The following is a 2,153-nucleotide window of genomic DNA, read 5'->3' as shown; positions in this document are numbered from 1 at the left end:
AAATCAAGTTACACAAAATACCTTACACCCTCTAAAAAATAAATAACTTCGCCCCATAAGGCTGACGTTGACATACTTTCTGAAAACTCAACTAATTCATCATAAACTGCTGAATCAACATTTAATAATTCCATCGAAACTTAACCTCTACCTTATTTAGTCTCAGCACCTATCGCCAATTTTCTGGCCTCTAGTACCTGTTATCTCTATGGTCCATCTCGCTTTGGTCACATCCTGTGAAGTCGACCCATTTCGTAAGCTCTGGCTTTAAACAAAGACGTTTCATCAGTCTATAGCAAGATGTAATCTTTAATCTGTTTATCGTTTGCGCCATTAAATAAGAAGACGGTAATGTGGGATTCTTAACGTAGAGGTTCTGAGCAATAAGGGGTGAGCTCTTGACGCTCATTGTTACTACAATATCCTGCCACCCCCTAGTGTGCATGCTTAATTACCTTATTCAGGCACTAGCTTTCAGTCTTTTTATGAGGCTCATTACTCTCATCAAAATATGTAACGATCCCATTCCAAAAAAACACAAAACAATCGTAAGTGTTAAAAGCCTTAAATCTTTTTATAAATAAAGTGCAAGTGACCTCATAACAACGAGTTGCGATACGCCATAAAAAATTAAAACTCTTAGATATCTAATTTTCGTGACTGACATCCTTGATGATTGTCGTAACAACGCAACTTACAACCACACCTAACTCGCGAATCATAATCCAATCTATTAATTCCCCCAGACATTACCGACATAAAAAACAGGCTGTTTAGGTCTAAATTAAACATGCCTTATTTAAAATTTAAATCCCCACATAGAACTGACCTACCCACTTAGGTTCAGTCCATTCTTGTCGATTTAAAATAATGGAAATATCCATAGATTTTTCATAGAACAAAACATCTGTATACTTGCTTTCCCGCCAATGTTTATCGCCATAAGTCATTGTGCCTTGAAAAATTAACGGTCTCATCCCTAGCTTAGGTTGAATCTCATAAATATCGAAATGCGTTTCTTGTGAGCTAATTGGAAAACGCAAAAACTTATACACATAAACAGGGTGTTTTCGCATTTCTAATAATGTCGATTCGGTGATCCAATAAATTTCATCTTGAGTTGGTAACCTTAACCTACAGCCTCTTGGCAAAATAGTATATCTTTTCGTCGTGTCATTAGTAGACAACGGTTCTAAGCATGTATTGCAAACACTCAAAATCTCACTCTTTATCCTTTGTGGTTCTTGTAGTCCTGAGCGTTTTAACTCCTCTTCTAGTAACACTTTCTTGTCTTCATCTATTTCCAAAAAACCATCTTCAATAGCTAAAAAACAATGATCTTTTTGCCATAAGCGTATCAACTCCTCCTTATCAATCCAAATCGGAAAGGAGTCTTTATAAAGAAACACCAAAAAAAGCGCAACAGGGGAGATAATTAGCCAAAACTCCCACATAAAATACAAACTATATTTACCAAAAACCAAATTTATCAACATGAAAATTGTTAATATGCCGACAAATGTTAATAGCTTAATTAAAAACTCAAGATTCCGTTTAACTGGTTTGTTAAAACAACGGATGAAAAACATAACAACTGCCAGTGAAACAGTCACCAATATTGCCCCTCTTCCGCTGAGCATATTTCTATCATTTCGCTCTAATAGCATTAATCTTCCAATTGTTTATCATTATCATGCTTATTAAATATTTGTTTCAATGATGAAACTTCTATTATTTTTGTATCTACCTTATTTCCGCCATAATGCGAAACTCCTGCCGAAACACCACCACCTATAAAGTAGCCTCCTGAAAAATCTAAAATTTGTAAAAAAGGTTTGACTATTCTATTTGATTCTTTTGTCACTTGAATCCTTATATTTGGAGAAAGCTTATCAAGCTTTTGTAAACTATGCTTATTTTCAAAATGCATCCCTCTCACAAGCCTTGAAAAAGCAACTCCGACAGTAGCATCAGAAAACAAGTTTGCTGTTGTATAGCTTCCTTCAGTCATTAAACTAGTCACACCTCCAACAGCAATCGATTGAGCGGCGTCCATAATATAACTCTTTCCGATATTCCTAAAGATTTGAAGGCTACTTGTAACTTTTGCCGTAGAAACACCAGTACCACCAAGCAAAAACAACGCGGGTTCT

Annotated in this window: 2 protein-coding genes; both read right to left on the bottom strand. The window is 35.7% G+C overall.

What is annotated here, in order from left to right:
* Positions 1-806: 806 nt before the first annotated feature.
* On the bottom strand, positions 807-1,667 hold the full coding sequence (locus HMPREF3179_RS09945; RefSeq protein ID WP_070471015.1) for a hypothetical protein: 861 nt from the start codon (positions 1,665-1,667) through the stop codon (positions 807-809).
* A partial coding sequence (locus HMPREF3179_RS09940) for a hypothetical protein (protein ID WP_210398775.1) occupies positions 1,667-2,153 on the bottom strand: 487 nt, incomplete at its 5' end. The genes HMPREF3179_RS09940 and HMPREF3179_RS09945, both read right to left, overlap by 1 nt.

Origin of the sequence: Oligella sp. HMSC09E12 (assembly GCF_001808505.1) — a bacterium.
GTDB lineage: Bacteria > Pseudomonadota > Gammaproteobacteria > Burkholderiales > Burkholderiaceae_B > Oligella > Oligella urethralis.
Note: the sequence above shows the minus strand (reverse complement) of the source record. Positions and strands in the feature narration are given on the sequence as shown.

Coding starts and splice junctions, on each gene's coding strand:
- HMPREF3179_RS09945 (WP_070471015.1), bottom strand. CDS start 1,667: ATGCTATTAGAGCGAAATGATAGAAATATGCTCAGCGGAAGAGGGGCA.